Raw genomic sequence first — 26,006 nt, forward strand, 5'->3', positions numbered from 1 at the left:
TCAGGCGCGCGGGATCGGTCCCACGCAGGCAGGATGGTCACGGCACGCCAACCGACCGGAGGAACCGCCGTTGACTGCACCGTGGGCACAGACCGCACAAGACGTTCTCGCCGAGCTGGAGGTCAGCCCTGAAGGGCTCACGACGGCCGAGGCCGAGGCGCGCCTCGCGACGGTGGGGCCGAACCGGCTCCCGACGCAGGCGCGCGACCCGTGGTGGAAGAAGCTCGCCGGGCACCTCAACGACGTGCTCATCTTCCTCCTGCTCATCGCGGCGCTGATCAAGGCCGCCATCGCGATCTACACCGGTGACGCCTCGAACTGGATCGACGTCTCCGTCATCGCGGGCGTCGCCATCATCAACGTGGCGATCGGCATGATCCAGGAGGGTCGCGCCGAGAAGGCGCTCGACGCCATCAAGGGCATGCTGTCGTCCCGCGCGCACGTCATGCGCGACGGCACGGTCAGCGACGTCGACGCCGAGACCCTGGTCCCGGGCGACGTCATCCGGGTGCGCCCGGGCGACCGCGTCCCGGCCGACGCCCGCCTGCTGGAGGCGACGAACCTCCAGGTCGAGGAGGCCGCCCTGACGGGCGAGTCGGTCGCGTCGGTCAAGACGACCGACGTCGTCGCCGAGAAGGCCAACGTCGGCGACCGCACCTCCATGCTGTTCTCCTCCACGCTGGTCGTGGCCGGGACGGGCACCGCCGCCGTGACCGGCACCGGTGCGGACACGGAGATCGGCCGCATCCAGACGATGATCTCCGAGGCCGACGAGATGGACACGCCGCTCGCGCGGACGATGGCCGCGTTCGGCAAGCGCCTGGCGATCATCATCCTCGGCATGGCCGCGGTCATGGTGGTCATCGGCATGCTGCGCGGCATCTCCGGCCCGGAGCTCGTCTCCGCGACCATCGGCTTCGCCGTCGCCGCCATCCCCGAGGGCCTCCCTGCCCTCGTCACCATCACCCTGGCGCTCGGTGTGCAGGCGATGGCCCGGCGCAACGCCATCAGCCGCAAGATGGCCTCGGTCGAGGCGCTCGGCTCGGTCTCGACCATCTGCTCGGACAAGACCGGCACGCTCACGCAGAACGAGATGACCGTGCGGCACGTGTCCACGCGCGCCGGCGAGTACGACGTCGAGGGCACCGGGTACGCGCCCGTGGGCCGGGTCGTCACGTCCGACGGCGCCCCGGCGTCGTCCGCCGACGTCACCGCCGTGGCCGAGGTCATGGCGCTGTGCAACGACGCCCACCTCGAGCAGGACGGCGAGCGCTGGAAGCTCATCGGCGAGCCGACCGAGGGCGGCGTCCTCGTGTTCGGCCGCAAGGCGGGCGTCACGGGCGAGGGCTGGAGCCGCCTCGCGGAGATCCCCTTCGACTCCGCCACCAAGTACATGGCGACGCTCGCGCAGGCCCCCGACGGGTCCCGGCACGTCCTGGTCAAGGGCGCGCTCGACTCCGTCCGCGCCCGCTGCACCACCCAGCTCGGCGCCGACGGCAGCCTCGAGCCCTTCGACGCGGACTTCTGGGACGCCGAGATGGCGGCCCTGGCCGGCCAGGGGCTGCGCGTGCTCGCCGCCGCCCGTCTGGAGGCGCCGGGGTCGCTCGACAGCCTGCCCGAGGACGGCCCGCGCGGCCTGACGATGGTCGGCATCACCGGCATCGTCGACCCGCCGCGCCCCGAGGCCATCGCCGCCATCGCCGAGGCCCGCGAGGCCGGCATCGCGGTCGCGATGATCACGGGCGACCACGCCGACACCGCCAAGGCCATCGCCCTGGAGATGGGGATCATCGACTCCCCGGACGCCCCGACGCTCACGGGCGCCGAGCTGCAGGCCATGGCGGACGTCGACCTCGCCGAGGTCGTCCAGTCGGTGCACGTCTACGCGCGCACCAGCCCCGAGCACAAGATCCGCATCGTGCGCGCCCTGCAGAAGCACGGCGAGGTCGTGGCGATGACCGGCGACGGCGTCAACGACGCCCCCGCGCTCACGCAGGCGGACATCGGCGTGGCCATGGGCATCAAGGGCACCGAGGCGACCAAGGAGGCCGCGGACATCGTCCTGGCGGACGACAACTTCGCGACCATCGAGCGTGCGGTGGCCGAGGGCCGGCGCATCTACGACAACATCCGCAAGGCCGTGCTGTTCATGCTGCCCACCAACGGTGCGCAGTCGCTCGGCCTGCTGTTCGCGGTGCTGCTCGGCTGGACGGTCCTCCCGCTGCTTCCCGTGCAGGTGCTGTGGATCAACATGGTCACCTCCGTGACGCTCGCCCTGCCGCTCGCCACCGAGCCCGGCGAGCCGGACGTCATGCGCCGCGCGCCGCGCGACCCCAAGACGCCGCTCATCACGCCGGACTTCCTGCGACGGATCCTCGTCGTGTCGGTCCTCATCGGCGGCGCCTCGCTGCTGGTCTTCGCCGCGGAGTTCTACGGGTTCCTCGGGTTCGGCGGGCACCGCGACGGCGCCCTGGCTCAGTCGGCGGGTCTGACCATGCTGACCCTCGGCCAGGTGGCCTACCTGTTCAACTGCCGCTTCATGACCCGCTCGTCGCTGACCCTCGACGTGTTCAAGGGCAACAAGGCCATCGTGTGGGCGGTGGGCACGCTCGTCGCCCTGCACGTGTTCTTCCTGTACACGCCGTTCATGCAGACCCTCTTCCGCGTGACCGGGATCGGGCTGCGCCAGTGGCTGCTCAGCATCGGCGGGTCGGTCGTGATCTTCCTCGTGATCGAGGTCGTCAAGGCGGTCGACCGCCGGCGCCACCCGGCGGTGACCCGTATGCGTGCCTGACCGTCCGTCAGGCACACGACAGCGGGTGGGTGTCCCTTCGGGGACACCCACCCGCTGTCGTCTGCGGTGGACCGGGTCAGGCGTCGAGCGCGTCCAGGACGCCGTCGGGCATGGCGTAGCCGTGCTCGGGGCCCGGGTAGGCGCCGGTGCGGACCTCGTCGGCATAGGCGGCGATGCCCGCGGTCATGCCGTCGAGGACGGAGGCGTACCGCTTGACGAACTTCGCGGCGCGGCCCTCCGTGAGACCCAGCAGGTCGTGCAGCACGAGCACCTGACCGTCGACGTCGGGGCCCGCGCCGATGCCGATCGCGGGGACGTGCAGCATCGGGTGGATGGCCGCGGCGAGGTCCGAGGGGATCGCCTCGAGCACCAGGGAGAACGCGCCGGCCTCCTGGACCGCGAGGGCGTCGTCGCGCACCCGGCGCGCCGCCTCGACGGTGCGGCCCTGGGCCGAGAACCCGCCGAGCGCCACCGCCGTCTGCGGCGTGAGGCCGACGTGGCCCATCACCGGGACGCCCGCCGACGTGATGGCCCGGATGCGTGACGCCGGGACCCGGCCGCCGCCCTCGAGCTTCACGGCGTCGGCGCCGGCCTCCTTGACGAACCGGACCGCCGTCGCGACGGCCTGCTCGTCCGACACCTCGTACGAGCCGAACGGCAGGTCGACGACGACGAGCGCCGTCGTCGTGCCCCGGCGCACCGCCGCGGCGAGCACGAGCATCTCGTCGACCGTGACGGGCACGGTCGAGTCGTAGCCGAGCTGCACCTGGGCGCCCGAGTCGCCCACGAGCACGATGTCGACGCCCGCCCGCTCGGCCGCGCGGGCCGCCGGGTAGTCGTAGGCGGTGACCATGACGAGCTTCTCCCCCGCGGCCGCGCGTACGGCCAGCGAGGGCGGCGTCACACGCTTCCGGGCAGGGGCGGCGTCCGACGCGGCGGGGAGCGCGCTCGTGCGAGCGGGGTGCACGCTCGTGCGAGCGGGGTGCACGCTCATGCGAGCGGGCTGTCGAGGAGCGTCGCGACGGCGTCGTCGACCTGGATGACGCGGTTCGTGCCGCGCTCCACGTGGACCACCGTCGGCTCGTACGTCGCGAGCTCGGCGCGGTCGTACTGCGCGTACGAGATGACGATGACCGTGTCCCCCGTGTGCACCAGGCGGGCGGCCGCGCCGTTGACCTGGATGGTGCCGGAGCCGCGCTCGCCCGCGATCGTGTACGTCTCGAACCGCGCACCGTTGTCGACGTCGACGACGTGGACCTGCTCGTGCTCGAGGATGTCGGCCGCGTCGAGCAGGTCGGCGTCGATCGTGATCGAGCCGACGTAGTGCAGGTCGCTGCCGGTGATCGTGGCGCGGTGGATCTTGGACTTCAACATGGTGCGCTGCATCAGCGTGCTCCGAAAGGGTCGATCAGCAGGTTGTCGATGAGGCGGACCTCGCCCACGCGCGCGGCGACCAGCGCGAGGGCGGGACGGTCCAGGGTAGCGACCGGCTCGAGGGTGTCCGGGTCGGCCAGGGCGAGATACTCCGGCGCGACGCCGGCGGTGGCGAGCTCCTTGAGGCCCGCGTCCCGGGCGGTCGCGGCGTCCGCGCCGTCGTCGGCGGCCCCCTGCACGGCCCGCAGCGCGCGGCTGAGCGCGAGCGCGCGCACGCGGTCGTCCGGGCTGAGGCGGACGTTGCGGCTCGACATCGCGAGGCCGTCGGGCTCGCGGACCGTCGGGCCGACCTCGATCCGCACGGGCAGCCCCAGGTCGGCGACGACGCGACGCACGACGACCACCTGCTGGGCGTCCTTCGCGCCGAACCACGCCGCGTCCGGCGCCACCGCGACCAGCAGCTTGGCCACCACCGTGGCGACGCCGTCGAAATGCCCGCGGCCGCGCTCGGCGCCCTCGAGCGTCTCCGTGACCGGGCCGGTCACCGTGACCGTCGTGGCGTACCCGCTCGGGTACAGCTCCGGCGCCTCCGGGGCGAACACGAGGTCGGCGCCGGCGCTCGCGGCGAGCGCGACGTCCGCGTCCTCGGCGCGCGGGTACGCGGCGAGGTCGGCGGGGTCGTCGAACTGCGTCGGGTTGACGAACACCGACACGACGACGACGTCGCTCCCCGCGCGCGCGGCACGGATCAGCGACAGGTGACCCTCGTGCAGCGCGCCCATCGTGGGCACGAGGCCGATCCGCCGCCCCGCGGCCCGGTGCGCGCCGACGGTCTCGCGCAGCTCCGCGACGGTCCGGACGATCCTCATGCCTGCTCCTTCGTCGGGGCGCCGGCGCGGCTCGCCGCGAGCGCCCGTGTCGCCTGTGTCAACGCGTCGAAGGCCCCGATCGCTTCCGGGGCGCGGTCGGCCACGACGGCGCGGTGCGCGGCGACGGTGGCCTCGTCGCCGCGGGCGACCGGCCCGGTGAGGGCGTCGCCCGGTCCGAGCCGGGCCCAGTTCTCGACCGTGGCGCGGACGAGGGGCACGAGGGCGTCGCGTCCCACGCCCGCGGTGGCGGCGAGCCGCTCGGCGATCCCTTCGAGCGTGACCAGGTAGTTCGAGGCGATGCAGGCCGCCGCGTGGTAGGCGACGCGGTCGGCGTCGTCGATCTCGAAGGGCACGAGCCCGAGGGTCTCGGCGATGCCGCGTGCCACGGCGAGGGCGGCGGCGTCGGCGCCCGCGACGGCGGCGGGCACGCCCGCGAGGTCGGCGCCCGCGGCGGTGACCGTCATGAGGGGGTGCACGCTGAACGCGCGCGGGCTCGCGAGCGGGGCGAGGGAGGTGGCTCCGGAGAGGTGGCCGACGTACGGCCCGGGGGCGACGAGCGCGGCGGCGGCGGCGATGGCGTGGTCGGGCACGGCGAGCAGCACGACGTCCGCGCCGGCGCCCGTGGCCCCGCGGCCGAGCGGCCCGTCGACGTCGACGCCCGCGGCGCGCAGGGTCGCGGCGACCGACCGTCCCATCCGCCCGGCGCCGACGACGGCGACGCGGCCGGCGACGTGCGCGCGCGGCGTCACCGAGGTGTCCTGCGAGGGGGGCATGGCTGCACAGCCTAGCCGCCCCCGGGGGCACGACCAGGGCCCGGACCTGTGACGGAGGCGTCAGCCGGGCGCGGAACGCACGGTCAGGGGCCGACCTCGAGCACGCCGTGCGCACCCTTCTCGCCGAGGGCCATCGCGTGGTCGACGAACGGGTAGCGGCCCGCCTCCCTCGGGACCAGCTCGACGAAGCCGCCCTGGGCGGCGCCGAGCGGGAGCACCTGGGCGCCGGTCGTGCCCTGGGTCAGCCCGTCGGTCGAACGGCCGCGGTACACGCTGTAGGCGCCCTCGGACCAGACGGTGTCGAACTGCGCGCCGACGACGTGGAACGTCAGCCCGAGGCTCGGGCCGGCGTCGAGCACCCAGAACCGGACGCGCTCCCCCGCGGTCGCCGTGAGGGGGTGGGCGTCGTACTGGAAGGCGCGCCCGTTGAACGCGACGACGTCGGGCGCCGCCGCCGCGGCCTTGGCGGCGTCGGCGGGGCCGCCGTCCTGCCCGAGGTAGACCTCGGACTGGACGAGCACGTAGGAGCGGTCCGCGGGCTCGAGCCCGTCCGGCTCGATGACGACGGCGCCGAACATGCCGTTCGCGATGTGCTGCGTCATCGGCATGGTCGAGCAGTGGTAGAGCCAGACGCCGGAGCGGTCCGCGGTGAACGTGTACTCGAGGGACTGGCCGGGCTCGATGGTGCGCATGGGCTCGTCGGGGGCGACCTCGCCCGCGTGGAAGTCGATCGAGTGGCCCATCGTGCCCGCGTTGACGAGCGTGACGTGGAACGTGTCGCCGACGCGGCCGTGGAGCGTGGGTCCTGGCGAGGTGCCGTCGTACGTCCATGTCTCGCGCGTGCGGCCCGGCGTGACCGGGTCCTCCTGCTCGGTGACCGCGAACGTGTACCGGTGCTCGGTCGGCCCGTCCCCGACGGGAGCGGCGGCAGCTCGGCCGGGTGCGCCGGGGTGGCCTCGGCGACCTGCATGAGCTCGGCCATGGTGGGCGCGCCGTCCGGCGTGCCGGCGGGCATGTCCATGCCGGCCATGGCGTGGCCGGTCCCGCCCTGGCCGGTCGCCTCCGTCACCCGGACGTGCACGACCATCCCCATCTGCCGGTGCCCGGGCAGCGAGCACCACCCCTCCAGGTCGGCGCCGACCACGCCGACGTCGACGGTGCCGCGCGCCCCGGGCGCCAGGGGCTCGGTGCCCGCGCCGTCGGCGAAGACGAGGTCGTGCCGCTGGTCGCCCGTGTTGACCAGGGTGACCTCGAGGCGGTCGCCCCTCGGCACCTCGATGGTGGCCGGGGTGAACGCCATGCCGTGGACCTCGACGGTCGCCCGGGTGGTGTGCCCGGTGGGCGTGACCGGCGCGGCCCCCGCCACGACGGCGGGACCGCCGGGCGGCGCTGGATCCGCCGCGAGCGCCGGCCGTACGAGGAGCGCGGCGAGCGCGAGCACCACCACGACGACGACGCCCACCACGGCGGCGCCGGCCCGGGAGACGGGCGTGCCCTCCTGGCCGGGCAGGGGCCGGGCCCCGGTGGGTCGGGGGTCGGTCACGGCTGCCTCCGGAGCGGTCGGTCCAGGGTGGTGGGCATCAGCCCGGTGGCGGTGGGCGGCGTCGGCTCGGGGCCGACGGCGGCCGCGCGGGCCCGCCGGGCGCGGCCCTGCGCGGCGCCCGCCCGGGCGAACAGGACGACGTCGAGGGCGAAGCACGCGACGACGAGCACCCAGAGCGCGGTGCGCGGTCCGGCGCCCGTGGCCGTGGTGACGGCGAGCAGGGCGACGGCGGCCTGCCGGGCCGCGAGGCGCGCGGGGGCGGCCGTCTCGAGCACGCCGATGCCGACGCGCACGACCTCGGGCCCGCCGCCGACGACGACCGGCATGAGGTAGGTGAGCGCTCCGACGAACACCTGCCCGACGCCGCCCGCGCCGAGCACCGCGAGCCAGCCGAGGTCGGCGTCGCGCAGGGCCGCGCCGTCGGCGGCCGTGAAGGCGTGCAGCGCGACGGCCGCGAGGCACACCACGACCCAGCCGAGCCCGGACGCCGTCGTCCACGGGGCGTAGCCGCGCACGCCCTTGGCGCGGGCCGCGAGCACGAGCGGCACGGCGACGCCGTCGGCGAGCCCGGCGGCGAAGACGAGCAGGCCGACGCCGACACCCGGTATCCAGCCGAGCGCGGCGGCGAGGCCGGCGCCGCCGATGCCGGCGGCGAGCACGGGCAGCGCGCGCAGCGACCGTGCGACGGCCCCGGGCGCCATCGGGGTGCGCAGCATGGTGGGCCCGAGGGTCACGATCGTCCCGGCGATCGACAGGCCCACCCAGCCGCCGACGTTGACGAGGGCGTGCGCGAGCGTGAGGTCGTCGCGCGCGGCGAGCAGCCACGCGGGGGCCCCGGCGTCGAACATCGCGACCGTGAGGAACCCGGCGAGCACGCACCCGACCACGAGGAACGCCGACGCGGCGACGTAGTAGCGCACGACGACGGCGAAGCGCGACGCGAACCGCCCCTGTGCGGCGCGCAGCAGGTCCCACCCGTGCCACGCGACGACGGCCCCGACGAGGCCCGCGCAGGCGACCGTGCCCCACGTGCCGGCCGTCCACATCGACGCGACGAGCCCGGCCAGGGCGGCGTTGAACGCGAGCGACCGCCACAGGGCGTGCCTCCCGCCGCGCACGTCGTCGGGCCGCAGGTGCAGCAGCGCCTTGGCGAAGTACCAGGACCACTGGAGGATCCCGTTCGTCAGCACTCCCAGGGTGACCACGTGGATCGTGGTCCACAGCGGCTGCGGCAGCACGCCGCGGGCGAGCACCGCGAGCGCCGCGACGACGACGGCGGCCACGAGCCAGAAGGTGGTCATCCGGTCGGTGCGGGGGCTGCGCCTAGCCATCGTGCGGCTCCGTGCGCCCGAGCCTGCCGAGGACCCCGGACACCAGGCCCACCGTCACCACGAGGAACGCGAGCAGCGCCACGACGGACACCGTGCCGCCCACTTGCCAGGCGCCGTCGGCCGCGCGCGCCGCGGCGAGCACGCGCACCAGCAGGCCGCCCTGGAGCAGCCCCCACACGGCCCACATCACGGGGTGGTACGGCACCGGCCGGCGCACGACCGCCGGCACGATGACGGGGGCGTGCGCGATGATCATCGACAGCACGAACCCGATGGTCAGGGCGTGGACGACGACGTCGTACGCGAAGCCGGCGAGCACGGGCCCGCGCACCACCCATGTCAGCGCGGCGACGAGCGCCCACCCGTAGCCGGCGAGCATGCAGACGGCGACGAACCGCACCAGCCCGGTCGCGCGCACGGTGCGGCGGGCGACGTCGTGCACGGCGACGTCGACGACGAGCACGCCGAGCGCGAGCCCGAGCAGCGGGTAGCCCCCGGCGGGCACGAGCAGCGTGGCGACGAGCGCGACGACGACGGCGCACGACTCTGCGAGCACGCGCGCCTCGGTGGCGCCCGCGAGGAACGCGACGCGGGCGAGCTCGAGCCGCTCGCCCACGATGGTGAGCACGAGCAGCCCGGCCCACCACGGGACGATCTGCGCGACCTCGAACCCGCGCGCCCACAGCGCCGCGCCGCCGAGGCCGGCGAGCGCGCCGAGCAGCTGGACGAGCACGGCGTACGACTGCTGGCGGCGCCAGACGGCGAGGTAGACCGCGGCGAGCACGCCCATCGACGCGACCCACGCGCCGCCCGGCACGGCACGCCCGCCGGGGAGCGGTGCGCCCGCCACCTGGGCGACGAGCAGCAGCGACCCGAGCCCCGCCGCGACGGGGGCGGCGTACCCCCACCCGGCGCGGGACCTGTCGGCGGCGCCGCTGCGCAGCGCGACGGCGCGCTCGAGCGTGATGGCCGTGCCGAGGAACCCGAACACCATGAGGACGCCGTGGGCGTCGGCCAGCGACGCGGACCGGACGGGGGCCGCCACACCGAGCCGCAGCAGGGCGGCGTCGAGCCCGGACAGGGCCGCGACCAGGGCGAGCACGAGGACGGCGACCCGGCCCCGGGGCACGCGCACGCTCATCGCACAGTCCTCTCGTCGCACGTCGCCGGAACGTCGGGGCGAATATAACGGAGCCTGGTAGTTTCTAACTATGACGGAGGACACGCCCCCCAGCGTCCACACGGCGCTCGCATCGCCCGTGCGCCTGCGGATGCTCGACGTGCTGCGCGCCGCGGTCGACGCGCCCACCGCGCAGTCCCTCGCCGCCGAGCTCGGGCTCCACGTGACCACCGTCCGGTTCCACCTCGACCTGCTCGAGGAGGCCGGGCTCGTCGCGCGCGAGACCCGGCGGGTCGCCCGCCGCGGGCGGCCCGCCGTGCACTACGTCCTCGCGGACTCCGCTCCCCCGGTCCCGGCGTCGACGCGGCGCGCGCGGAGATGGTCGGCGCGCTCGCCGAGGCCCTCGCCTCGCCGGACCCCGCCGGACCCGACGCCGCGCGGGCCGCGGGACGCCGCTGGGCCGACCGGCTGCCCTCCCCCCGGGGCGACGCCCGCACCGCGGTCACCGACGCGTTCGCCCGGCTCGGGTTCGGCCCGGAGCGCGCCGGCGACGACGTCGCCCTGCGCACGTGCCCGTTCCGCGCGGCGGCCGAGGCCCACCCGCAGGTGGTGTGCCAGGTGCACCTCGGGCTCGCCGAGCGCCTCGCCGCCCGCGCCCGCGACGGCGACGCCATCCGGGTGGGTCTGCGGCCGTTCGTCGAGCCGAACCTGTGCGTCGTACTCCTCCGGGGCGCCGGTGCGCACACCCATTAAGTCGGAGTAGCATCCGGCTTATTCGGGGGTCGACCCCGTCGGTGACACCAAGGAGCACACCGTGAGCGAGTCCGTCGAGATCCTGAGGTCCGCACCCGCCGCCGGCGGCGACCCCACGTCCGGAGGTGCGTGCGGCTGCGGCGAGCACGCCGCCGAGACCCCCGTGCTCGACGTGCGCACCATCCCGCACGCCGTCCGCCACGGAGCCGTGTTCGGCGCCTTCGACCAGATCCGTCCCGGCGACTCGCTCGTCATCATCGCGCCGCACGCTCCGCTGCCGATGCTCGCCCAGCTCTCGCAGCGGGCGCCCATCGAGACCGAGTTCCTCGTCGAGGGACCGGTGGAGTGGCAGGTGCGCATCACCCGCCGGACCGCCTGATCCGCGGGACCCGTCGGACGGCGACGGGTGACGCGTGCGGCATCACGACGTTGTGACACCGCTGCGCCTTCAGGCTAGGCGGGCAGCGCCCCCCACCCGGGGGGCGCTGTCCGTCTCCGAGCGGGTCTGCGGCCGAGACGGACCTCACCAGCCACCGCAGCGTGCACACGACGCCGTTGCCGTTCCGTGACCTTCGGGCGCTCCTACCCTCGACGAGTCCCCATCGCCGTCACGAGGCCCCGCCATGCCCCAGCAGTACCCGAGCCGGTCCTCGGTGCACCACCCCGTCAGGCCGCTCCCGGCCCCGCGTGCCGCCGGCGACGACCTGGGCACCCGCTCCGAGCGCCGCCTCGCCGTGCGCGCCGCCGAGCGCCGCCGCCGCGCGCTGCGCCGCCGCGCGATGCACACCGGCTCGGTCGCCGCGGTCACCTCCGCCATCCTGCTCGCGGGCGTCACCATCGACCAGGCCGCCTCCGCGCCCGAACCCCGGGACGACGCCACGCAGGCCGACGACGGCATCCTCGTCGTCGGCGAGCGGGTCTCCGCCGCCAGCCGGTCGGGCGACCGCGGCCCCGCCTACCTCGTCACGGCCGGGTCCGCGGACGCCGACGCCGGCTCCGCAACCCCCACGGTCCTGGCCCGCGACCTCGCCGGCGAGACCATCACGAGGGCCTCCGAGCTCGTCGCCACCGAGGCACGCACCACGCCCGCGCTGCGCGAGGAGGTGCTCGGCGCCTCCGCCGTCGTGCTCGAGCTGATCCGCCGCGCCGAGACGGTCGACGGCCACGAGGCCGAGGCCACGGACGACCCCGAGCTCGTCGCGGCCGTCGACGCAGCGATCGACGCCGCGGCCGAGAGCCTCGGCGCGGAGGTCGACGACCCCGCCGTGGACGCCGAGGTCGTCGCGTACGCCCTCGAGCGCGCCGCGTCCGACCTGGAGACCGTGCTCGCCGCCGCGACGCCCGCGTCCGTCGAGGTGGCCCCGGCGGCCCTGACGCCCACCGGCGTGCTCGACGAGCAGGTCGCCCTCGGCGTCGCCGACGCGGAGCGCTTGCGCTCGCTCTCCACCGTCACGGAGGGCCACTCCAACGGCCGCCTGCCGGCGTACGCCCTCACGAGCCTCTCGTGGGCCCCGCGCCACCGCCTCCGCCCCGACGCCGCCGCCCAGTTCGAGCGCCTCAACATCGCGTTCCGCGCGCGGTTCGGCCACGACATCTCGATCACCGACTCGTACCGCTCCTTCGAGGGGCAGCTCGCCGCGCGGCGCAACCGCGGGCACCTGGCGGCCACCCCCGGCACGTCGCTGCACGGCTGGGGCATCGCCGTCGACCTCGGCTCCGGCATCAACCGCTTCGGCACCGCGACGCACCGCTGGATGCGGGAGAACGCGCCGAAGTTCGGCTGGGAGCTGCCGCCCTGGGCCCGCCAGAACGGCTCCAAGCCGGAGCCGTGGCACTGGGAGTTCGAGGGCGTGCCCGTCACCGTCGCCTCCTGAGGCGACGGCCCCCGCCGGTCACGAGACCCCCGGCGACCGACGAACCGTCGAGCGCCGCGCCACGGGGCACCGCCATCGGCGACGACCCGCGGCCGGACACCCACCCGCCTGCCGAGAATGGGCGCATGCAGCCTGACGAGACGAAGGCGCGGGTCACCCGCGCCGCCTGGTCCGTCTTCGCCGCCTACGCGGCCGCGGGCTTCGCCATCGGCACCCTCGCCTCGCGGCTCCCGGCCGTGCGTGCGGGGCTCGGCCTGACCAGCACGCAGATGGGCATGGTGCTCCTGCTGTGGTCGCTCGGCTCCGTGCTCGCGCTGCCCCTGTCGGGCACCGTCGCGGCCCGGCTCGGCGCCCGCCGGTCGGCCGCGTCCGCGTCCGTCGTCGCGGGCCTCGGGCACCTGACCCTCGCGCTGGCCGTGGCGCTCGGCAGCGCCCCGCTCGCGGTGGCCGGCCTGTTCGCGGCCGGCATCGGCGAGGGCACCTGGAACGCCGCGACGAGCCTCGAGGGCGCCTCGGTCGAGCGCCGCCTCGGCTACCCCGCGATGTCCCGCTTCCAGGCGGGCGAGTCCCTCGGCATGGTGACGGGCTCCGTCGTCGGCGCGCTCATCGCCGCGACCGGGCTGCCGCTGTTCGCGCACCTCGGCCTGTCGGCCACCGTCGCCGTCGTCACGGGCGTCCTCAGCGCGCGCGCCTTCCTCCCGCTGCTCGACGCCGCGGGCGAGGCCGGCGCCCCGGCACCGCGGCGCGGCAGCACCGTGCGCGGGGCGCTGGCGGCGTGGCGCGAGCCGCGCACCCTCATGATCGGCCTCGTGATCCTCGGCGCGGCGCTCGCGGAGGGCTCCGCGAGCGACTGGACGGGCCTCGCGCTCGTCTCGGGGTTCCAGACGTCGGAGTCGGTCGCCGCGACGGGCGTCGCCCTGTTCTACGGCTCGATGCTCGTGATGCGCCTGGCCGGGTCGTCGCTGGTGGGGCGCCTCGGCCGGGTCGCGACGCTGCGCCTGTGCGCGGGCGCGGTGCTCGCGGGCCTCGCGCTCTTCACGTTCGCGCCCTGGCTGCCCCTCGCCATGGCCGGCTCCGTCCTGTGGGGCATGGGCGCGGCCCTCGGCTTCCCGCTCGGCGTCTCGGCAGCGTCCGACGACCCGTACAAGGCCGCGATGCGCGTCTCGGTCGTCTCGACGATCGGGTACACGGCGTACGTCATCGGCCCGGGCGTCATCGGCGTCGTCGCCGCGCACCTCGGCTACCGCGGGGCGCTGGCCGTCGTCGCGGCCCCCGTGGTGATCGCGATGGTCGCGGCCCGCGCGGCGCGGCCGCTCCCGCCGGTGACCCGTCGCCCGACCGCCGCGGCCCGCCCCTCCCGCGCGGACGCCGCGCGCCGCCGGCCCGCGCCCGCCGGCGCGCGCTGACGGTCAGGCCGGGGCGTCGCCGGCCAGCCGCTCGCCGATGCGGTCGAGCGCCCCGGCGACGTCCCACGCGGGCGGCAGGAGCTGCTCCATGATCCCGCCCACCGTCCAGCACGCCGCGAGCGCCATCGCGGTGTCGAGGTCGTCGCGCGTGGGCTCGCCGACGGTCCCGGCACGCAGGTACCGCACGCGCCCGGCGAGGTTGCGGAGCGACTTCTCGGCCATGGGCACGAACGCCGGCCGCGCCTCGGGGTGCCGCAGGGCGTAGAGGTACGCCTCGAGGGAGAGCATGACGTCGGCGAGCCCGTGCTCGCCGGGGCCCGGCTCGCCCAGCGGCAGGGTCGGGTCCTCGAGACCGGACTCGCTGGCGTCGTTGGCCTCGCGGACGAGCGTGACGAAGAGCTCCTCCTTCGAGGAGAAGTGCGCGTAGAGGGCGCCCTTGGTGTAGCCGGCGGCCTTGGCGAGGTCGGCGACGGAGGCGGCCTCGTAGCCGTGCTCGGCGAACACCGACCTCGCGGCCCCGAGCAGGTCGGCCCGGGTCTGCTCGGCCTTGGTGGTGCGGGCCGCGCGGCGCGCCCGGGCGGCACCGGACGCGCCCGCGAGCTCGCGCGACAGCTCCGCGGCGGCGTCGTTGAGCTCGGTGGCGATCTCGCGCCCGACGTCGGCGCCGACGTCGGCGAGGCCCTGCCCGAGGGCGCGGCTCAGGCCCGAGATGGCGTCCTTGAGGGCGCGGGACGCGGCGCGCAGGTCGTCGGTGTCGCTCATACGAGGAGGCTACATGCCGATCGGTACGACGAGCCGGGCGAAGTACAAACCGATCGGTATGCGCCATGGTGGCCACCGGTGTAGCGTCGCATCCGTACTGTTCAGTTCATACCGAGCGGTATCCGCTCGCCGACACGTCCCAGGAGCGAAAGATGACCAACGACGTCCTCGTCGTGACGGGCCTGAGCAAGCGCTTCGGCTCCGGACCCGGAGCCGTCCAGGCCAACGACGCCGTCGACCTGACCGTGCACGCCGGCCAGGTGGTCTGCCTGCTCGGCCACAACGGCGCCGGCAAGTCCACCCTGGTCAACCAGGTGGTGGGCCTCACCCTCCCCGACGCGGGCACCGTCGTCCTCGACGGCGTCGACGCCGTCGCCGACCCCGCCCGGGCCCGTGCCCTGGCCTCCGTCCAGGCCCAGGCCAACGTGCCGATCACGGGTCTGACCCCGCGCACGGCGATCGCGCTCGTGGGCCGCATCCGCGGCCTGCGCAAGGCCGACGCGCTGCGCCGTGCCGACGAGCTGCTCACGGCCCTCGACCTCCAGCCCTGGGCCGACAGGTCGGCCGAGAAGGTCTCCGGCGGCGTCGCACGCCTCACGGCGTTCGCCATGGCCGCCGTCGCCCCCGGCCGCCTCGTCGTGCTCGACGAGCCCACCAACGACGTCGACCCCGTGCGCCGCCGCCTGCTGTGGGCGGAGATCCGCCGCATCGCCGACGCCAGCGCCGGCATCCTGCTCGTCACCCACAACATCCACGAGGCCGAGCACGTCGTCGACGACGTCGTCCTCCTCGACGCCGGGCGCGTCGTCGCGCACGGCACGCCCGCCGCGCTGGTCGCCGCCCACCCGGGCGACACGCTCGAGGACGTCTACATCCGCCTCGTCGGGCACGAGCCGCCCCCCGGGCAGGCCGCCACCGTCCCGTCGAGCACCGCGAGGGCCGCCGCATGACCACGTCGACCATCTCCCCCACCCTCGCCGGCACGGGCCGCGCCGCGACCGCGCGGCAGCTCGGGCTCGTCGTCCAGTGGCAGGCCCGCCGCATGGCGAACTGGCTCCCGCTCCTCGTCGTCGTGCAGGTCCTGCTCTCGGTCACCACGGTGTTCGGCTACGGCCTGCTCGTCGGCACGCCGCCGCCCGAGGCCGCCGCGTTCCTCGCGACGGGCGCGGCGACCGTCACGCTCATCATGGTCGGGCTCGTCATGGCACCCCAGCAGGTCGCCCAGGCCCGCACCGAGGGCTCCTACGCGTGGATGCGCACCCTGCCCGTGCCGCGCTGGGTCTTCCTCGCCGCCGACCTGCTCGTCTGGTCGCTCGTCGCCCTGCCGGGCACCGTGCTCGGTGTGCTCGCGGGCGCCTGGCGCTTCGACGTCGACCTGTCGGTCTCGCCCTGGGTCGTCGTCGCGGCACCGCTCGTCTCCCTCGTCGCCGCGACGGTCGGGTACTCCATGGCGACCGTGCTGCCGCCGGCCGTCGCGCAGCTGCTCACCCAGGTGATCGTGTTCCTGGTGCTGCTGTTCTCGCCCATCTCGTTCCCCGCCGACCGCATGCCCGGGTGGCTCGCCGCGGCGCACGCCTGGCTGCCGCTCGAGCCCATGGCCGACCTCATGCGCTCGACGCTCATGAGCGACACGTTCGCGATGCCGCTGCGCTCGACGATCGTGCTCGCGGCCTGGACGGCGGTCGCGCTGCTGGGCGCGGGGCGGGCGCTGACCCGGCGCAGCTGACGGCTCGTGAGGGGGGCGTCCGCCGGCTCAGGCCGGCGGGCGCCCCTCGTCACGCGGATGTCACACGACGCGCTGCCGTCTCGTCACGTGACCAGAGGCGCGATCCCGCGCCGCGCACCCGGAAGGAGCCTCGCATGCCCACCCAGGTCCTGGTCCTCGGCGGCGGCTACGCCGGCGTCATGGCGGCCAACCGCCTCACCCGGCGCCCCGACGTCGCCGTCACCCTCGTCAACCCGCGCCCGCACTTCGTCGAGCGCATCCGCCTGCACCAGCTCGCCGCCGGCACGCACCCCGCCGCGCAGGAGCTCGCGCACGTCCTGGCGGACGCCGTGCGCGTCGAGGTCGGCGAGGCCGACCGCATCGACGCCGCCGCGCGCACCGTCGCCCTCACGGACGGGGCCACGCTCCCCTACGACTACCTCGTCTACGCCGTCGGCAGCCGCGGCAGCGACGGCGGCGTCCCCGGCGTCGCCGAGCACGCGTTCCCGATCTCCACCTTCGAGGCCGCCACGCGCCTGCACGCGACGCTCGGCCGGCGTGGCGACGTCCCTGTGGTCGTCGTCGGCGGCGGGCCCACCGGCATCGAGGCGGCCGCCGAGCTCGCCGAGACCGGGCACGCGGTCACGCTCGTGTGCGGCGGGCACCTGGGACCGTACCTGCGCGACCCCGCCCGCCGGTCCGTCGCCCGCCGCCTCGCGGAGCTTGGCGTCACCGTGCTCGCGGGCGCGGACGTCGCCCGCGTCGAGGCCGACGCCGTCGTGCTCGCCGACGGGCGGCGCCTCCCCAGCGGCGTCACCGTGTGGGCCGCGGGGTTCGAGGCGAGCGACCTCGCCCGCCGCAGCGGCCTCGCCGTCGACGACGCCGGCCGCCTCCTCACCGACGAGACGCTCACGAGCGTCGACGACCCGCGCGTCGTGGGCGCCGGCGACGCCGTCTCGCCGTCGGGTGTGCCGGAGCCCATGAGCTGCCAGGCCGCGATCCCGCTCGGCATGCACGCCGCCGACACCGTGCTGCACCGTCTCGCGGGCGAGCCGGCGAGGGACCTCGCCAACCCGTTCGTCGGGATGTGCGTCGGCCTCGGCCGCGCCACCGCGACGTTCCAGCTCGCGCACACGAACGACGTCGCCGTCGGCGCCTACCTCGGCGGCCGCACGGGCGGGCGCCTCAAGGAGCTCGTGTGCGTGCAGGTGGTCGAGTCGCTCGCGCGCGAGGCCCGCAGGCCCGGGTCGACGTGGTTCCCCGCGTCGCGGGCGCGGGCACGCTCGCTCGCGCACCCCGTGACGCACGACGCCGCGGGCGCGAGAGTGGTCGCATGACGCGCGCCGAGCAGTTCGAGGAGCTCCGACCGCTGCTGTTCTCGATCGCCTACCGGCTGCTCGGCAGCGTCGGCGAGGCCGAGGACGCCGTGCAGGAGACGTGGCTGCGGTGGGACGCGTCGGGCATCGACCCGGTCTCGCCCAAGTCGTACCTGTCCACGGTGGTCACGCGCGTCGCCATCGACGTCCTGCGGTCCGCCCGCGTGCGGCGCGAGCAGTACCCCGGCCCGTGGTTCCCCGAGCCGCTGCTCCAAGACCCGTACTCCGAGCCGGAGCGGGCCGCCGAGCTCGCCGACTCGCTGTCCACCGCGGCGCTCGTCCTGCTCGAACGGCTCACGCCGCTCGAGCGGGCCGTGTTCGTGCTGCGGGAGGTGTTCGGCTTCGGGTTCGACGACGTCGCCGCCGCCGTCGACCGGTCCGAGGCCGCGTGCCGGCAGCTCGCCGCCCGCGCACGGCGGCACATGGCCGAGAACCGGCCGCGCTTCGAGGCCGACCGCCGCGAGCGCGACGAGCTCGCCCGGCGGTTCTTCGACGCCCTCGAGCACGGCGACGTCGACGCGCTGCGCGAGCTGCTCGCCGCCGACGTCCAGATGGTCGCCGACGGCGGCGGCAAGGGCCCCCTGTGGGGCAAGGGCCAGTTCGCCGGGCTCGACAACGTTGCCCGGATCCTCGCCACGATGGGCCCGCTGCTCGTCCGGGTGGGCGGGCTCCTGGAGGCGCACGAGCTCAACGGCCAGCCGGGCGCGATCCTGCGCGCCGACGACGGCCGCGTGGGCGGCACCATGACGATCGACGTCGTCGACGGGCGGGTCCAGACCATCCGCAGCGTGACCAACCCGGACAAGCTCGGTCACCTGGGGCCGGTCGCGGACGGCGTCAGCCTCATGAAGGAGGCCATGCGGGCGCGACGGCGGTGAGCGGCCCGGGGCGGCCGCGTGCCGTCCGCGCCGTGGCCGTCGGCCACGCCCGTCAGCGGCAGGTGCAGCCGACGGACCGCCCGTGCATCGCGCTCGGGTGCGTGCGGCTGAGCGGGTGGGTCACCCCGACGAGGCGGCGGCCGGCGGCCCCGCGCCGCGTGCGGTCAGTCCTGCGTGGACCTCGCGGGCTGGTGGGAGGCGAAGAACGCCGACCGGCGGTCGGTCGCCGTGTCCACGCTGCCGAGCCGGTCGAACAGCTCGACGCGGCGCGTGTGGCCGGTCTCGGGAAGGGGCTCGCGGAGGCCGACGAGCTCGGCGGCCCCGGCGGGCTCGTCGACCTCCGCCGAGGCTGCGGGAACGACGGCGGGCGCCGGGGCGGCCGGTCCGGCGGCGTCCGGAGCGGCCACGCCGCCGGTGCGCGCCGGGGCGGGCTCGTCGGCGGCCGCCGGGGCAACGACGTCGACGGCGTGCGGCGCGACGTCCCCCGCCTGCGGCGCGGCATCGAGGGCCTCCTGGAGAGCCTCGGCGAACGGCTCGGCCGTGGCGGCCTCGGGCGAGGCGACGTCGTCGGCGTCGGTGTCGTGGCCCGCGGTGTCGTGGCCCGCAGCGCCGCCGTCCGGACCGACGGCGACCGGCGCGGCGACGGCGTTCCGCGACGGGACGGCGACACCGGACGGGGCGGCGACACCGGACGGGGCGAGCGGCGTGCCCGCCTCGGCCGCGAGGGTGTCCGCCTCGGTGGCGAGTGTGTCCGCCTCGGCCGCGAGCTCGCGCAGCGGGGCGACCGCGGCGCGCGCCGCGCGCGGCACCTCGACGCCGCGGCCGACGCCGCGCTTGGCCGAGCTGGCACCGATGAGGTCCAGGCGGCTGCCGTGCTTCTCGGCGGCCTCCAGGCGCTCGACCCACACCTGCATGCGGCCCTCGAAGTCCTCGACGGTCAGGAGGCGCAGCGCGGTGTCGCGCGCCGCGCGCTGGCGCCGGTGCGCGGCACGCACCTTGCGCATGCCGCCGACGTCGCCGGCCGAGTCGACGCGGGCGTCGCGCCACAGCTCGAGCGACGAGACGTACTGGTGGACGCGGTGCTCGCGGCGGCGCTCCTCGAGCGTGTGCCCCGTGACGAGGTGGCGCTCGCCCACGAGCGCGAGGTGCCACATGAGCGCCGCGACGAGCGGCGGCACGAACCGGAACGCGACCATGTAGGGCGTGTTCGCGTCGGGCACGGCCACCTGGTGGAGGGCCGCGAACATGCCGGACGTGCCCGACAGGATCCAGGTGAGCCCGAGCAGCACGCCGTAGGGGCGGCCCTCGAGCGCGGCGTTGCGGGCCATGAGGGCGACGGCGACGAGGCTGACCTCGAGGAAGCCCGCCAGGGCGTACGCCTCGGGGCGTGTCATGTGCGCCACCTCGAGGCCGAACAGCACCATGCCGCTGTAGGCGAGCGCGGTGGCGATGGTCGCGGCGAGGACGACGGCCACCATGGGCAGGTGCCGTCCGCGGTAACGGACAGGCGGGTGCGCCGGGGCTGCCGCGCCGACCGCCGTCTCGAGCTGGGTCACTCTTCCTCCGAAGTATGTGGTGATCAGCGCAGATACGACCATCTGCGCGTTCGGAGGGTCAATCCGCGCCCCCTCGTCGCCGCAGATTTCACCCGCTCCTGCTCGTGCGCGGCGGGGCGGTCCGGGCTACGAGACGGCGGGTGGCTCGTCGACGAGGCCGTGCACGCGCGCGAAGGGGTCCCAGGCGGGGTCGCGGTGGACGTCGAGCTCGGCGACGGTCGCGGCGAGGTCGGCGGCGTCGGGCCCGAGGAGGCGCGCCAGGAGCGCGTGCGCCATGTCCATGCCCGCTGCGACGCCCGACGACGTCCACCGGTCGCGGTCCTCGACCCAGCGCGCGGCGGCGACCCACGCCACGTCCGCGCCGTGCTGCGCCGCCCAGCGGAACGCGGCCTTGTTCGACGTCGCCCGGTAGCCGTCGAGGAGCCCCGCGGCCGCGAGGACGGCCGACCCGGTGCACACGGAGGTCACGAGCGCCGCCGGGGCGGCCCACGCCGCGAGCCACGCCAGGAACGGGGCGTCCTCGACGAGCGCGCGCGTCCCGCGGCCACCGGGGACGAGCACGACGTCCGGCGCCTCCGCCGTGGCGTACGCCGACGTCGCCTCGACGCGCGTGCCCTGCGAGGACCGGACGAGGCCCTCCTGCGGCCCGACCAGCTCGACCCGCACGCGGTCCCCGACGACGCTCAGCAGCTCCACGGGCCCGAAGACGTCGAGCAGCTCGAACCCGTCGAAGAGGACGATGGACACGCGCCTGACCTGGTCCGACATGCGGCGATCGTACGGCCGCGGCCAAGCCGTGGCTCTCGTCCACGTCATCACGCACGGCCCCACGATCGATGCGCGGCTCGTGGGCGCGCAGGGCTCCCACCGCGACGAGTCCGCCACGCTCTGGCTCGACGGCGCGGCGACCAAGCCGCAGCCGTGGCGGGGGCGGCGGGCTCGGCCCGCCGCCCCCGCCGCCGACCGGTCAGATGCTCAGGCCGCAGGTGTACCCGTTGCGGCTCGCCTGCAGCGCGTCCCCGACCTCGTCGGCGTCGCCGACGACGCGGACGTCCGCGACGGCGCGCAGCTGCTCGGCGAGCCCGGCGTCGGGCGTCATGCCGAGCGCGACCACCACGGTGTCGCACGGCAGGAACCGCGCTGTGCCGCCGACCTCGACCTGGACGCCGTCCGCGCCAATCGACGAGATCGTCGCGTTCGGCACGAGCTCGACGCCGTACTCCGTCAGGTCCTTCAGCAGGAAGTAGCGGCGGGCGGCACCCTCGCCCAGCGCCATGCCCGGCAGCTGGTCGACCACGGTCACGGCGCGCCCGGCGGTCGCCAGGTGCAGCGCCGTCTCCGAGCCGATCTCGGCGCCGCCGGCGACGACCACCCGCGCCCCCGTGACGGCCTTGCCCGCCAGGACGTCGCACGCCTCGACGACGTTCGGCCCGTCGAGGCCGGGGATCCCGGGGCGCGCGTGCCTGGCACCGGCGGCGTAGACGACGACGTCGGGCCGCGCGGCGGCGACCGACTCGACCGTGACCTCCGAGCCGAGCCGGACCTCGGCGCCCAGGCGGGCGAGCTCGGCGCCGAGCCACTGGATGTACACGGCGAGCTCCCCCTTGGCCGGCGGGACGGCGCCGAGGCGGAAGTTGCCGCCCAGCTGGCTCTCGCGCTCGTGGACGACGACGCGGTGCCCCTGCATGGCGGCGGCGCGCGCGGCCTCGAGGCCGGCGGGACCGCCGCCGACCACGAGGACGTCCTTGGCGACGTCGGCCTTGACGACCTTGTCGGTGGCCTCGTAGCCCACCGTCGGGTTGACGAGGCAGCGGATGGGTGAGCCGCCGAACAGCAGCGTGATGCAGCCCTGGTTGCAGCCGATGCACGCGCGGATCTCGTCCGTGCGCCCCTCGGCCACCTTCTTGGGGAGCTCGGGGTCGGCGAGCGACGCGCGCGCGAGCGTCACCAGGTCGGCCTGTCCCGCGGCGAGGATCGCGTCGGCGACAGCGGGGTCGTTGACGCGGCCCACGGTCTGCACGGGGATAGACACGACCTTCTTGACCGCCGCGGCGAAGTCGGCGATCCAGCCGGGCTTGACGTACATGGGCTGGACGATCGCCCACGAGGACTCGTAGGTGCCGGCGGAGACGTGGATGAGGTCGATGCCGGCGGCCTCGAGGCGGCGCGCGATCGCGACCGTCTCGGCGATGCCGCGGCCGCCGATGACGAACTCGTCGCCCGAGATGCGGAAGGAGACGGGGAAGTCGGGGCCGCACTTGGCCCTGATGTCGGCGATGATCGCGAGCGGGAACCGCAGGCGGTTCTCGAGCGAGCCGCCGTAGAGGTCGGTGCGCTTGTTGCCGTAGCCCGACATGAACTGCGCAACCAGGTAGCCGTGGCCGCCGTGCACCTCGACGCCGTCGAACCCGGCCTGCTGGGCGCGGCGGGCGGTGTCGCCGAACTGGCCGACGATCGTCTCGATCTCGGGGACGGTCAGCTCGCGCGGCACGTCGCCGGTGATCGGGCCCATGACCGGACAGGGCACGGCCGACGTGGCGACGGGCTGCGTGCCGATGAGGGCCGACGCCGTCTGGCGGCCGGCGTGGTAGATCTGCGCGAAGATCTTGGCGCCGGCCGCGTGCACGCGCTGCGTCAGCTCGCTGTGCGGGGCGATCTGCTCGTCCTTCCACAGGCCCGCGCAGTAGAAGCCCCGCCCCACGGGGTCGACGGCGTAGTCCTCGGTGATGATGAGGCCGAAGCCGCCCTTGGCGCGCTCCTCGTGGTACGCGATGTACTGCTCGGTGGGCATGCCGTCGTCGTCGCAGTACAGCGTGACCATCGCACCGACGGCCATGCGGTTCTTGAGCTCGACGTTCCCCACGGTGAGCGGGGACAGCAGCGACGCGGTCATGGGATCTCCTCAGGGGTTCGCGGGTCGACGGGTGTGACCCTGGAACCGACGCTAGCCAGCGCCGCGCGTCGCGCATCCGGGAGGCGTCGAGAGGGCGCGGGTCGGTCCCGCGGATCCCGCGGACCCCGTCAGAGCACGAGCTCGGGCTGGAGGCGCGCGGCGGTCCACACGCGCTGGCGGCGCGCCAGCAGCGACGTGCCCGCGAGCGCCGCGACCAGCACCACCAGGAGCAGCCCCGCGTCGCGGCCCACGGTGCTCAGCGACCCGCCGTAGAGCAGGTGCCGCAGGCCGTCCACGGACCACGACATGGGCAGGTACCGGTGCACCGAGCGCAGGGGCTCCGGGATGGTCTGCCACGGGAACGTGCCGCCCGCGGTGACGAGCTGCACGAGCATGAGCACGAGCCCGAGGAACTGCCCGGCGGCGCCGAGCCACACGTTGAGCAGCTGCACGATCGCGACGAACGTGACGGAGACGAGCGCGAGGAACAGCGCCGTGCCGAGGCCGTGGGCGACGTCGATGTGCAGCGCCCACCGGGTCACCGAGAACATCGCCGCGGCCTGCACGACGCCGATCGCGGCGGGGACGAGCCACCCGCCGACCGCCGCGGCGACACCCCGGCCTGCCGCGAGGGCCCGCCGGGAGAGGGGTCGCACGATGAGGAACATGACGTAGGCGCCGATCCACCCGGCGAGCGACAGGAAGAAGGGGGCCAGCCCGGCGCCGTAGGTGCCCGCGGCGTCGTGTGCCGCGGCGACGACGGCGACGGGGTCGCCGATCGTCTCCGCGGTGGCCGCGCGCGTGGCGTCGTCGGGGTTCGGCACCTGGGCGGCGCCGTCCGTGAGGCCGTCGCGCAGGGCGGCGCTCCCGTCGGCGGCCTGGCCGGCGCCGGCGCGCAGGGCGTCGGTGCCGTCGGCGAGCGCGGTGGTGCCGGTGCGGAGCGTGGCGCTGCCGTCGGCGAGGGTGGTCGCCCCGGTCGCGAGGGTGCCGACGCCGTCGGCGAGCGAGCGGGCGCCGTCGCGCACCTGCGCGGTGCCGCCGGCGAGCGTCGCCGCGCCGTCCGCGGCCTGGCGGACGCCGTCCGCGAGCGCGGGGGCGGCGTCGGCGAGGGCCGCGGCGCCGTCGGCGACCTGCTGCGCCCCGGCGGCGAGCGCGTCGAGCTGCCCGGTCGCGTCGCCCACCTGCGCGACGACGTCGGAGACCTTCGCGCGGCCGGCGTCGAGCACCGGCGTGAGGGTCGACTCGAGGGCGGCGGCCTGGTCGGCGGTGATGGTGCCCGCGGCGACGGCCGCGTCGAGCCGGGCCTGGACGTCGGTGCGGACCTGGTCGAGCGCGGGGAGCGCCCGCCCGGCGACGTCGCGGACCTGGTCGCCGTACCCGGCGACCGTCGCGTCGCCCGCGGCGACCTGGGCGGCGCCGTCGGCGAGCGCTCGGGCCTGGTCGGGCAGGGCGGCGGTGCCGTCGCGCAGCGTGCCGAGGCCGGCGGCGAGGGCTGCGGCGCCGTCCGCCGCCTGGCTCGCGCCGGTGGCGAGGTCGCGCGACCCGCCGGCGGCCGTGACCGCGCCGGCGGCGAGCTGGGCGGCGCCGTCGGCGAGCCGGGACGCCCCGGACGCCGCCTGGTGCGCGCCGTCGCCGGCCTGGCCGACGCCGGCGGCGAGCCGGGTCGTGCCGTCGGCGAGCCGGGCGGCGCCGTCGGCGGCCCGCGTGAGCTGGGCGTGGACGTCGGCGAAGCCCGCGAGGAACGTGTCGGCGGCCTGCGTGCCCACCTGCGTGGCGAGCGTGTCGCGCACCTTGTCGACGACCTGCGCGGCGATGGTGCGCGCGAGGTAGCTGTTGGTGTCGTCGGTGACGAGGGTCATGGACGCCTGCTGGGGCTCGAGCCGGCCGGCGGACTCGAGGTCCGCGGAGAACGTCGGGCCGAGGACGAGCGCGGCGTCGTACCGGCCGTCGCGCACGCCCTGGTCGGCGGTCGCGGCGTCGGCGACCTCCTGCCAGCCGAACCCGCCGTCGTCGAGGAGGTGGTCGGCGACCTCGCGTCCGTGCGGCCCGGCGTCCTGGACGACGACGGCGGCCGGGACCTGGCCGAGGTTGCCGTACGGGTCGTGGTTGGCGAACAGGTACAGGCCCGCGTAGAGCGTGGGGATGAGCGCGATCGCGGCCAGCGCGGCCTTCGGCAGCGTGCCGGAGCTCAGGCGGCGCAGCTCGGAGAGCGCGAGGCGCAGCGCGGTCATCGGAGGGCTCCCAGGAGGTCGGCGGTGGGTTGCTGGGCCGTCTCGCGCAGCGCGACGACCGGCGGGGTGTGCAGCCCGCGCGTGGCGGGCACGTCCGCACCGAGCGCCCGGGCGGACGACGGCGTCGCGAGCACGAGGACGCCGTAGCCCCGCGCCGCGAGCGACCCGGCGAGCGCCCACCAGTCGGCGGGGTCGCCCCCGTGGCGGTCGGGCAGCGTGAGGACCAGGTAGCGCACCTGCGGCCCACCGGCGGCGAGCTCGGCGAGCAGCGCGGTGCGCACGGCCGCCGGGAGCAGGTCGATCCGCCGGCGCCGTAGCGCCCTGGCGTCGACGGCGGCCGGCCAGCGGCTCCCCCACCGGTCGAGGAACGCCTCGACCCAGGCGTGCACGTCCCGCGGCAGGCCGTGGCGGCCGGAGCACACGAGCCCTTCGGCGACGACGGCGCCCACGGTGAGCACCTCGTCCGGCTCGTCGACGCCGGGCACGTCGACGACGGCGGCCGCGGCCCGCAGCGCGGCGGCACCCGCGGGCGTGGACGCGTCGGCGTTCGGGCTGGTCATGAGCACTCCCCCAGCGTCGGGCACGAGGCGGCCGGCGGCGACGAGCGCGAGCGCGGTGTGCCCGTGGCCCGGCTCGGCGGCGAGCAGCACGCGCTCGCCCTGGGCGAGGGAGAGGTCGAAGGTCTCGAGGAGCGGCCCGTGGCGGCCGGCCACGGAGACACCGGTGAGCTGAAGAGGCATGGGTCCTGGTTCGTGGGCGTTGATCTCT

22 protein-coding genes and 2 pseudogenes are annotated in these 26,006 nt (G+C 75.9%); 10 read left to right on the forward strand and 14 right to left on the reverse strand.

Annotated features, from left to right (window positions below):
- The first annotated feature begins 70 nt into the window (after window positions 1-70).
- Window positions 71-2,794: a cation-translocating P-type ATPase gene (locus ET471_RS14775; RefSeq protein WP_129189537.1), complete on the forward strand. Its 2,724-nt coding sequence runs from the start codon at window positions 71-73 to the stop codon at window positions 2,792-2,794.
- Between the two features lie 76 nt (window positions 2,795-2,870).
- Here the strand turns inward: ET471_RS14775 and panB are convergent, their stop codons facing one another.
- The 8 genes and pseudogenes from panB to ET471_RS14810 form a co-directional block, all read right to left on the reverse strand.
- Window positions 2,871-3,788, reverse strand: coding sequence for a 3-methyl-2-oxobutanoate hydroxymethyltransferase (gene panB / locus ET471_RS14780; protein ID WP_280949877.1), 918 nt, complete (start codon window positions 3,786-3,788; stop codon window positions 2,871-2,873).
- On the reverse strand, window positions 3,785-4,180 hold the full coding sequence (gene panD, locus ET471_RS14785; protein WP_129189538.1) for an aspartate 1-decarboxylase: 396 nt from the start codon (window positions 4,178-4,180) through the stop codon (window positions 3,785-3,787). The genes panB and panD overlap by 4 nt, the downstream gene beginning before the upstream one ends.
- Entirely contained in the window at window positions 4,180-5,037 is an 858-nt protein-coding gene (gene panC, locus ET471_RS14790; protein ID WP_129189539.1) for a pantoate--beta-alanine ligase, read from the reverse strand. Before panC ends, panD begins: the two co-directional genes overlap by 1 nt.
- Window positions 5,034-5,810: a Rossmann-like and DUF2520 domain-containing protein gene (locus ET471_RS14795; protein WP_129189540.1), complete on the reverse strand. Its 777-nt coding sequence runs from the start codon at window positions 5,808-5,810 to the stop codon at window positions 5,034-5,036. Before ET471_RS14795 ends, panC begins: the two co-directional genes overlap by 4 nt.
- 83 nt (window positions 5,811-5,893) lie before the next feature.
- Complete coding sequence (locus ET471_RS14800) at window positions 5,894-6,931, reverse strand: multicopper oxidase domain-containing protein (RefSeq protein ID WP_342586042.1); 1,038 nt, start codon at window positions 6,929-6,931, stop codon at window positions 5,894-5,896.
- A gap of 86 nt (window positions 6,932-7,017) precedes the next feature.
- Window positions 7,018-7,110, reverse strand: a pseudogene (locus tag ET471_RS19150) (hypothetical protein); the annotation flags it as partial.
- 239 nt (window positions 7,111-7,349) lie between these two features.
- Window positions 7,350-8,684: a hypothetical protein gene (locus tag ET471_RS14805; RefSeq protein WP_207207279.1), complete on the reverse strand. Its 1,335-nt coding sequence runs from the start codon at window positions 8,682-8,684 to the stop codon at window positions 7,350-7,352.
- A complete protein-coding gene (locus ET471_RS14810) occupies window positions 8,677-9,825 on the reverse strand; it encodes a hypothetical protein (RefSeq protein ID WP_129189541.1) in 1,149 nt (382 codons plus the stop codon). Before ET471_RS14810 ends, ET471_RS14805 begins: the two co-directional genes overlap by 8 nt.
- A 70-nt stretch (window positions 9,826-9,895) precedes the next feature.
- Here ET471_RS14810 and ET471_RS19155 point away from each other — a divergent pair.
- From ET471_RS19155 to ET471_RS14830, 5 genes and pseudogenes are all read left to right on the forward strand, one after another.
- A pseudogene (locus tag ET471_RS19155) lies at window positions 9,896-10,069 on the forward strand (helix-turn-helix domain-containing protein); the annotation flags it as partial.
- Between the two features lie 113 nt (window positions 10,070-10,182).
- On the forward strand, window positions 10,183-10,557 hold the full coding sequence (locus ET471_RS18660; protein WP_242496310.1) for a helix-turn-helix domain-containing protein: 375 nt from the start codon (window positions 10,183-10,185) through the stop codon (window positions 10,555-10,557).
- A 61-nt stretch (window positions 10,558-10,618) separates the two neighbouring features.
- On the forward strand, window positions 10,619-10,936 hold the full coding sequence (locus ET471_RS14820) for a DUF2249 domain-containing protein (protein WP_129189545.1): 318 nt from the start codon (window positions 10,619-10,621) through the stop codon (window positions 10,934-10,936).
- Between the two features lie 244 nt (window positions 10,937-11,180).
- Window positions 11,181-12,431, forward strand: coding sequence for a M15 family metallopeptidase (locus ET471_RS18240; protein ID WP_242496311.1), 1,251 nt, complete (start codon window positions 11,181-11,183; stop codon window positions 12,429-12,431).
- A 125-nt stretch (window positions 12,432-12,556) separates the two neighbouring features.
- Entirely contained in the window at window positions 12,557-13,837 is a 1,281-nt protein-coding gene (locus tag ET471_RS14830) for an MFS transporter (protein WP_129189547.1), read from the forward strand.
- Between the two features lie 3 nt (window positions 13,838-13,840).
- On the opposite strand, the gene ET471_RS14835 is transcribed toward ET471_RS14830, so the two are convergent.
- Window positions 13,841-14,599 carry a TetR/AcrR family transcriptional regulator gene (locus ET471_RS14835; RefSeq protein WP_129189549.1) on the reverse strand — a complete coding sequence of 253 codons (759 nt, stop codon included), beginning with the start codon at window positions 14,597-14,599 and terminating at the stop codon, window positions 13,841-13,843.
- Between the two features lie 152 nt (window positions 14,600-14,751).
- Here ET471_RS14835 and ET471_RS14840 point away from each other — a divergent pair, with 152 nt between their 5' ends.
- The 4 genes from ET471_RS14840 to ET471_RS14855 all read left to right on the forward strand — a co-directional run bounded on the left by ET471_RS14840 (window position 14,752) and on the right by ET471_RS14855 (window position 18,558).
- The gene (locus ET471_RS14840; RefSeq protein ID WP_129189551.1) at window positions 14,752-15,549 is read left to right on the forward strand and encodes an ABC transporter ATP-binding protein; all 798 of its coding nucleotides are present in this window, start codon (window positions 14,752-14,754) and stop codon (window positions 15,547-15,549) included.
- A complete protein-coding gene (locus tag ET471_RS14845) occupies window positions 15,546-16,325 on the forward strand; it encodes an ABC transporter permease (protein ID WP_129189553.1) in 780 nt (259 codons plus the stop codon). Before ET471_RS14840 ends, ET471_RS14845 begins: the two co-directional genes overlap by 4 nt.
- Window positions 16,326-16,459: 134 nt before the next feature.
- Window positions 16,460-17,641 carry an NAD(P)/FAD-dependent oxidoreductase gene (locus ET471_RS14850; protein ID WP_129189555.1) on the forward strand — a complete coding sequence of 394 codons (1,182 nt, stop codon included), beginning with the start codon at window positions 16,460-16,462 and terminating at the stop codon, window positions 17,639-17,641.
- Window positions 17,638-18,558, forward strand: a complete 921-nt coding sequence (locus tag ET471_RS14855) for an RNA polymerase sigma-70 factor (protein WP_129189557.1) — start codon at window positions 17,638-17,640, stop codon at window positions 18,556-18,558. The genes ET471_RS14850 and ET471_RS14855 overlap by 4 nt, the downstream gene beginning before the upstream one ends.
- A gap of 164 nt (window positions 18,559-18,722) precedes the next feature.
- Here ET471_RS14855 and ET471_RS14860 read toward each other — a convergent pair whose 3' ends face one another.
- The 5 genes from ET471_RS14860 to ET471_RS14885 all read right to left on the reverse strand — a co-directional run bounded on the left by ET471_RS14860 (window position 18,723) and on the right by ET471_RS14885 (window position 25,978).
- A complete protein-coding gene (locus tag ET471_RS14860) occupies window positions 18,723-20,114 on the reverse strand; it encodes a hypothetical protein (protein WP_129189559.1) in 1,392 nt (463 codons plus the stop codon).
- 126 nt (window positions 20,115-20,240) lie between these two features.
- Window positions 20,241-20,882: a DJ-1/PfpI family protein gene (locus tag ET471_RS14865; RefSeq protein ID WP_129189561.1), complete on the reverse strand. Its 642-nt coding sequence runs from the start codon at window positions 20,880-20,882 to the stop codon at window positions 20,241-20,243.
- A 199-nt stretch (window positions 20,883-21,081) separates the two neighbouring features.
- Complete coding sequence (locus ET471_RS14875; RefSeq protein WP_129189563.1) at window positions 21,082-23,007, reverse strand: oxidoreductase; 1,926 nt, start codon at window positions 23,005-23,007, stop codon at window positions 21,082-21,084.
- Window positions 23,008-23,135: 128 nt separating this feature from the next.
- On the reverse strand, window positions 23,136-25,238 hold the full coding sequence (locus tag ET471_RS14880; RefSeq protein WP_129189565.1) for a YhgE/Pip domain-containing protein: 2,103 nt from the start codon (window positions 25,236-25,238) through the stop codon (window positions 23,136-23,138).
- Complete coding sequence (locus tag ET471_RS14885) at window positions 25,235-25,978, reverse strand: hypothetical protein (RefSeq protein WP_129189567.1); 744 nt, start codon at window positions 25,976-25,978, stop codon at window positions 25,235-25,237. The genes ET471_RS14880 and ET471_RS14885 overlap by 4 nt, the downstream gene beginning before the upstream one ends.
- Window positions 25,979-26,006: the final 28 nt, after the last annotated feature.

It is taken from the genome of Xylanimonas protaetiae, assembly GCF_004135385.1.
Lineage (GTDB): Bacteria > Actinomycetota > Actinomycetes > Actinomycetales > Cellulomonadaceae > Xylanimonas > Xylanimonas protaetiae.